Raw genomic sequence first — 6,259 nt, 5'->3', positions numbered from 1 at the left:
ATCCATCGCGCGGCGCTCAAGCAGAACTATGTCGGTACGCTCACGTATCAGCGTGGTTCGGGCATGCATTCCACGCGCATCCAGCACTACACCGATCTCTTCAACAACGAGTACGAGCGCGTTGAGGCGCTGGACGGCAAGCAGCGTGAACTGCTGCGCCAGAATGACGTCGTCCGGAACCTGATCTACGAGATCAAGCTGGTGGTGACGGAGAAGCAGGAAAACAAGGACAGCTTCCCCGCGCTGCTCGCGACTACCAACGGCGATGTGCTCGACCAGTACGACATGCGTCACCTGCCGGCCGAACGTGTGGCCGGCATGGACTGCGAAGTCTTCCAGCTCGATCCGAAAGACGGCTTCCGCTACGCCTACCGCATCTGGGCCGAGCGCAACTCCGGCCTCCTGATGCGCGCCCAGACCATGGGCGAGGACGGCAAGGTGCTTGAGCAGGTCGCCTTCTCGCAGGTCGAGGTGGGGGTGCCGTCCGAGAAGCAGAAGATCCTGGCGGCGATGAAGAGCGTGGCCGGTTGGAACCAGTACGAGATTGTGTCCCAGTCGACCAATCTGGCTGACCAGGGTTGGACCATCAACAGCCCGATCAAGGGCTTCCAGAAGATCCGCGAGGTGCGCCGGCCGCTGGGCGATATTGCGCCGACGGGCAAGTCGTCCGGCTTCGAGGTGCAGCAGGTCGTCTTCAGCGATGGCTTGGCGGGCCTGTCGCTCTTTATCGAGCCGGTGTCGGAAAAGCGCGCGCGCCGCGAGGGTTTCATCACGCAGGGCGCCACGCACGTGATGGTGCGCCGCATTGCCGATTTCTGGCTCACGGTGGTGGGCGAGGTTCCCTTTGCTACCATCAAGCAGTTCGGGGCGGCCGTCGACTACAAACCGGTATCTGCCAACGCGGCCGGCCGGCCAGCCAGCGCGCCGCAATAAGCGCGCATGTCTTCCGCTGCGCCAATGCATGGCGCAGCGTCTTTATCTGTCGATCCTTTGTTTCGGGGAGCTTCCATGCGTAACGCTCGAACCGTACACGCGCTGCGTTTGCTGTGCGTCGCTGCCATCGTCGCTGCCGGTGGCGCGCTAACGCCGGCCACCGCGCAGAACGTCACCGGCAGCACGGCGACGGGCACCTACGGTCTGCCCGACTTTGCCGACCTGGTGGAAAAGGTCAGCCCTGCCGTGGTCAATATCCGCACCACCGAAAAGGTGCGCGTGCAGAGCGGCCCGAGCGACGACGACATGGCCGAATTCTTCCGCCGTTTCTTCGGCGTGCCGATGCCCGGCGCGCCGGGGCAGGGGCAAGGGCAGCAGAAGCGCCGTAACGCGCCGCAGCAGCCTGAAGAGGAGCAAAGCCGTGGCGTTGGCTCCGGCTTCGTCATGTCGGGCGACGGCTACGTGCTGACCAACGCCCACGTGGTCGAGGGCGCGGAGACGATTTACGTCACGCTCACCGACAAGCGTGAGTTCAAGGCCAAGTTGATCGGCTCCGACAAGCGCACCGACGTGGCGCTGGTCAAGGTGGAGGCCACCGGCCTGCCGAGCCTGAAACTGGGCGATTCCGACAAGGTGCGCGTGGGCGAATGGGTGCTGGCGATCGGCTCGCCGTTCGGCCTGGACAACACGGTCACGGCCGGCATCGTGTCGGCCAAGGGCCGCGATACGGGCGACTACCTGCCGTTCATCCAGTCCGACGTGGCGGTCAACCCCGGCAACTCGGGCGGGCCGCTGATCAACCTGCGCGGCGAGGTGATCGGCATCAACAACCAGATCTTCAGCCAGAGCGGCGGCTACATGGGCATCTCGTTCGCGATCCCGATCGATGAGGCGATGCGCGTGGCCGAGCAGCTCAAGGCACAGGGCCGCGTGACGCGTGGCCGCATCGGTGTGGCGATCGACAACGTGCCGAAGGACGCAGCAGAATCGCTGGGCCTGGGTCGCGCGCGCGGCGCTTATGTGGGCAATGTGGAATCCGGAGGTCCGGCCGACAAGGCGGGCATCGAGGCTGGCGACATCGTCCTGAAATTCAACGGCCGCGACGTCGAGAAGGCGGGCGACCTGCAGCGACAGGTTGGCGAGACCAAGCCGGGCACGCGTGCGACCGTGCAGGTGTGGCGCAAGGGCACGACGCGTGACCTGACCGTGACGGTGGCCGAGCTGCAGCCCGATACCAAGGTTGCCCAGCGCGGCAAGGGTGGTCAGCCGGACGGCGGCCAGGCGGGCGCCGGCAAGGTGAACGCGCTGGGGCTGGTGGTGGCGGATCTGTCTGAAGGCGCGCCGCGTGATTCCAAGGCCAAGGGTGGCGTCGAGGTGCAGGTGTCGGACGGCCCCGCAGCGCGCGCCGGCATCCGCCCGGGCGATGTGATCCTGCGCGTGGGTGATACCGATATCACCAGCGCCAAGCAGTTCGGCGACGTCGTCAACAAGCTCGACAAGAGTCGCATGGTGGCTGTGTTCGTGCGCCGCGGCGACGCCACCCAGGTGGTGACGATGCGCCCGAGCACCGCGCGTTGAAGTCGCGCGCCGCAGTGCTCGAACTCACGCTCTACGGCCGCACGTACTGCCATCTGTGCGACGACATGAAGGTCGCGCTGGAACCCTTCCGGCGCGACTTTCCGTTTGTGCTGCACGAGGTGGACGTGGACAGCGAGCCAGCACTGGAAGACCGTTTTGGCGAACTGGTGCCGGTACTGATGACCGGCTCGCCACACACGGCCCCGGCCGACGCCCAGGAGTTGTGTCACTACTTTCTGGACGGCGCGGCCGTGCGGGCGTGGCTGTCCACGCAGATGGCCCAGGGCTGATGCGTATGCGCCGCAAAAAGAGGCGCGGGAAGCCCCCTGAAATCCGGTAAAATCGTCTGTTAGCGCCGATTTTTGCACCGCAATATCGGCTTGAACCCAAACACCTCCCGCCGGCGCCGTCCACCGCGCGCCGGCCACGCCGGAATCGCCTCGCGCCCCGGCAGACGCGCCCAGGACGGCGCGCTTTTCGACGCATTCGATGGACAATATCCGCAATTTCTCGATCATCGCCCACATCGACCACGGCAAATCGACGCTGGCCGATCGCATCATCCAGCTGTGTGGCGGCCTCTCCGACCGCGAGATGGAGGCCCAGGTGCTGGACTCGATGGACATCGAGAAGGAACGTGGCATCACCATCAAGGCGCAGACCGCCGCGCTGTCCTACAAAGCAAAGGACGGCACGGTCTACAACCTGAACCTGATCGACACCCCGGGCCACGTCGACTTCAGCTATGAAGTCAGCCGCTCGCTGTCCGCCTGCGAGGGCGCGCTGCTGGTGGTGGATGCGTCGCAGGGCGTGGAAGCGCAGACGGTCGCCAACTGCTACACCGCGCTTGAGCTGGGTGTGGAAGTGGTGCCGGTGCTCAACAAGATCGACCTGCCGGCAGCGGACCCGGACAACGCCATCCAGGAAATCGAAGACGTCATCGGCATCGACGCGCAGGACGCAACGCGCTGCTCGGCCAAGACCGGCGTGGGCGTGCCCGACGTGCTGGAAGCGCTGATCGCCAAGGTGCCGCCGCCCAAGGGCGACCCGGAGGCGCCGCTGCAGGCGCTGATCATCGACTCGTGGTTCGATAACTACGTCGGCGTGGTGATGCTGGTGCGCGTGGTCAACGGCACGCTGCGTGCCAAGGACAAGGTCCTGCTGATGGCCACGGGTGCGCAGCACCTGGTGGAGCAGGTGGGCGTGTTCTCGCCGAAGTCGGTGCCGCGCGAGTCGCTGTCGGCGGGGCAGGTGGGCTTCATCATCGCCGGCATCAAGGAGCTGAAGGCGGCCAAGGTGGGTGACACCATCACCCACGTGGCGCCGCGCAAGGCTGAAGCGCCGCTGCCGGGCTTCAAGGAAGTCAAGCCGCAGGTGTTTGCCGGCCTGTATCCGGTCGAGGCCAACCAGTACGAGGCGCTGCGCGAATCGCTGGAGAAGCTCAAGCTCAATGACGCCTCGCTGCAATACGAGCCGGAAGTCTCGCAGGCGCTGGGCTTTGGCTTCCGCTGCGGCTTCCTGGGCCTGCTGCACATGGAGATCGTGCAGGAGCGCCTGGAGCGCGAGTTCGACATGGATCTGATCACCACTGCGCCGACGGTGGTCTATCAGGTGCAGCAGCGCGACGGCACCATGGTGCAGGTGGAAAACCCGGCCAAGATGCCCGCGGATCCGAGCAAGATCGAGGCGATCCTGGAGCCGATCGTCACCGTCAACCTGTACATGCCGCAGGAATATGTAGGCGCCGTGATCACGCTGTGTGAGCAGAAGCGCGGCTCGCAGATCAACATGAGCTATCACGGCCGCCAGGTCCAGCTGACGTACGAGATCCCGATGGGCGAGATCGTGCTGGACTTCTTCGATCGGCTGAAGTCTGTCTCGCGCGGTTATGCGTCGATGGACTACGAATTCAAGGAATATCGCGTATCTGACGTGGTCAAGGTCGACATCCTGATCAACGGTGACAAGGTCGATGCGCTGTCCATCATCGTCCACCGTTCCAACAGCGCCTACCGTGGCCGCGAAGTGGCCGCCAAGATGCGTGAAATCATTCCGCGCCAGATGTACGACGTGGCCATCCAAGCCGCCATTGGTGCCAACGTGATCGCACGCGAGAACGTCAAGGCGCTGCGCAAGAACGTGCTGGCCAAGTGCTACGGCGGCGACATCTCGCGCAAGAAGAAGCTCCTCGAGAAGCAGAAGGAGGGCAAGAAGCGCATGAAGCAGGTGGGCACCGTTGAAATTCCGCAAGAGGCGTTCCTCGCCATCCTGCGTGTCGAAGAAAAATAACCTGGACGAATTGCGCAACTGCGCCTCTCTCATTCATGAACTTCGCCCTGATTCTGTTTGTTCTCGTCGTCATCACCGGTATTGCGTGGGTGGCGGACAAGCTGGTGTTCCAGCGTCAGCGCCAGGCCGCGGCAACATCCGCGCTGGCTGAGTTCGATGCGCGCGCGCAAACGCAGGCGCAATTTGGTGGCGTGGCCGATATCGGTGCCGCGCGCCTGCAGTTGGCCGAAGACAAGCTGCGCATGCCGTGGTGGCTGGAATACACCGCCAGCTTCTTCCCGGTGATCGCGGCAGTGTTCCTGCTGCGCTCGTTCGTGGTCGAGCCGTTCAAGATTCCGTCGGGCTCGATGATCCCGACGCTGCAGATCGGCGACTTCATCCTCGTCAACAAGTACACGTACGGCGTGCGCCTGCCGATCGTGAACAAGAAGATCGTCGAGATGAACCAGCCGCAGCACGGCGATGTGATGGTCTTCCGCTACCCGAAAGATGAGTCGATGGACTACATCAAGCGCGTGGTCGGTGTGCCGGGCGACGTCGTCAAGTACGACAACAAGCGCCTGACGGTGAACGGCCAGCCGGCCACCTATGCGTCGCAGGCCGACTACCTCGACGGTGAGCGGCTGTCGTATTCCAAGCAGTACCAGGAAACGCTCGACAACGTCACGCACAACATCCTGAACGATGCCGAGCGCCCGCCCTATGTGTCCGGCCCGGACGATTTTCCGTTCCGCGAAAACTGCACTTACAATCAGACCGGCTTTACCTGCAAGGTACCCGAAGGTCACTATTTCATGATGGGCGATAATCGCGACAACAGCGCGGACTCCCGTTACTGGGGCTTCGTGCCGGACAAGAACATCGTCGGGAAGGCGTTCTTCATCTGGATGAACCTGGGTGACCTGAAGCGGATCGGCAGCTTCCGCTGATCCGAAAAGTGACCCATAGATCTCTTATTGAAACTCGGCAATTGCACAACGGGGGAAATGCAATGCGGATGCACCGGGGCGGTTTGAAGCGCCAGTCGCGCGGGATTTCGATGTTCGGGTTCCTGATTGTCATTATCGTGATCCTCACGGCGGTGCTGCCGGCGATCCGTTCCATTCCGAGCCTGTTGGAGTACCAAGCCATCAACCACGCCGTGAAGATCGCCCGTGACAAAGCGGCCAACCGTCAGGATGTGGCGAACGCGTTCGACAAGCAGGCCGCGATCGACGACATCACGTCGCTCAAGGGCGACGATCTGGACGTGACCGATGCCAACGGCACCGTGCAGGCAGTACGCTTCCAGTACAAGCGCGAAGTGCCGCTGTATGGGCCGTTCTCCCTGCTGATTACCTATTCGGGGTCGCAGCATTGACATGAGTCTGGATGCATTGCAGCAACGTCTTGGCTACCGCTTCAGCAAACTGGAGTTGCTGCAGCAGGCGCTCACCCATCGCAGCCACAGCGCGATGCA

Annotated in this window: 6 protein-coding genes and 1 pseudogene; all 7 read left to right on the top strand. The window is 63.4% G+C overall.

Annotation, left to right across the window (positions count from 1 at the left end; genetic code table 11):
• Positions 1 to 933, top strand: a 933-nt coding sequence (locus QZ609_RS23355; RefSeq protein ID WP_295499954.1) for a MucB/RseB C-terminal domain-containing protein, incomplete at its 5' end; no start/stop codon positions are given.
• A gap of 75 nt (positions 934 to 1,008) precedes the next feature.
• Complete coding sequence (locus QZ609_RS23350) at positions 1,009 to 2,511, top strand: DegQ family serine endoprotease (protein WP_295499952.1); 1,503 nt, start codon at positions 1,009 to 1,011, stop codon at positions 2,509 to 2,511.
• Positions 2,512 to 2,525: 14 nt separating this feature from the next.
• Positions 2,526 to 2,801 (top strand): glutaredoxin family protein, encoded by a 276-nt coding sequence (locus QZ609_RS23345; RefSeq protein ID WP_295499956.1) that lies wholly within the window; start codon positions 2,526 to 2,528, stop codon positions 2,799 to 2,801.
• 199 nt (positions 2,802 to 3,000) lie between these two features.
• Positions 3,001 to 4,800: a translation elongation factor 4 gene (gene lepA, locus QZ609_RS23340; RefSeq protein WP_295499950.1), complete on the top strand. Its 1,800-nt coding sequence runs from the start codon at positions 3,001 to 3,003 to the stop codon at positions 4,798 to 4,800.
• A gap of 35 nt (positions 4,801 to 4,835) precedes the next feature.
• Positions 4,836 to 5,729: a signal peptidase I gene (gene lepB / locus QZ609_RS23335; RefSeq protein ID WP_295499948.1), complete on the top strand. Its 894-nt coding sequence runs from the start codon at positions 4,836 to 4,838 to the stop codon at positions 5,727 to 5,729.
• A 62-nt stretch (positions 5,730 to 5,791) separates the two neighbouring features.
• Entirely contained in the window at positions 5,792 to 6,160 is a 369-nt protein-coding gene (locus QZ609_RS23330; RefSeq protein WP_295499945.1) for a DUF4845 domain-containing protein, read from the top strand.
• Between the two features lies 1 nt (position 6,161).
• Positions 6,162 to 6,259: pseudogene (locus tag QZ609_RS23325) on the top strand (ribonuclease III); the annotation flags it as partial.

It is taken from the genome of uncultured Ralstonia sp., from assembly GCA_913056305.1.
Taxonomy (GTDB): Bacteria; Pseudomonadota; Gammaproteobacteria; order Burkholderiales; family Burkholderiaceae; genus Ralstonia.
The sequence above is the reverse complement of the archived record's forward strand: the minus strand, read 5'-3'. Positions and strand labels throughout refer to the sequence as shown.

Bases quoted from the DNA above. Each gene is read 5' to 3' on its own strand.
- QZ609_RS23350 (WP_295499952.1), top strand. From the start codon at position 1,009: ATGCGTAACGCTCGAACCGTACACGCGCTGCGTTTGCTGTGCGTCGCT.
- lepA (WP_295499950.1), top strand. From the start codon at position 3,001: ATGGACAATATCCGCAATTTCTCGATCATCGCCCACATCGACCACGGC.
- lepB (WP_295499948.1), top strand. From the start codon at position 4,836: ATGAACTTCGCCCTGATTCTGTTTGTTCTCGTCGTCATCACCGGTATT.
- QZ609_RS23330 (WP_295499945.1), top strand. From the start codon at position 5,792: ATGCGGATGCACCGGGGCGGTTTGAAGCGCCAGTCGCGCGGGATTTCG.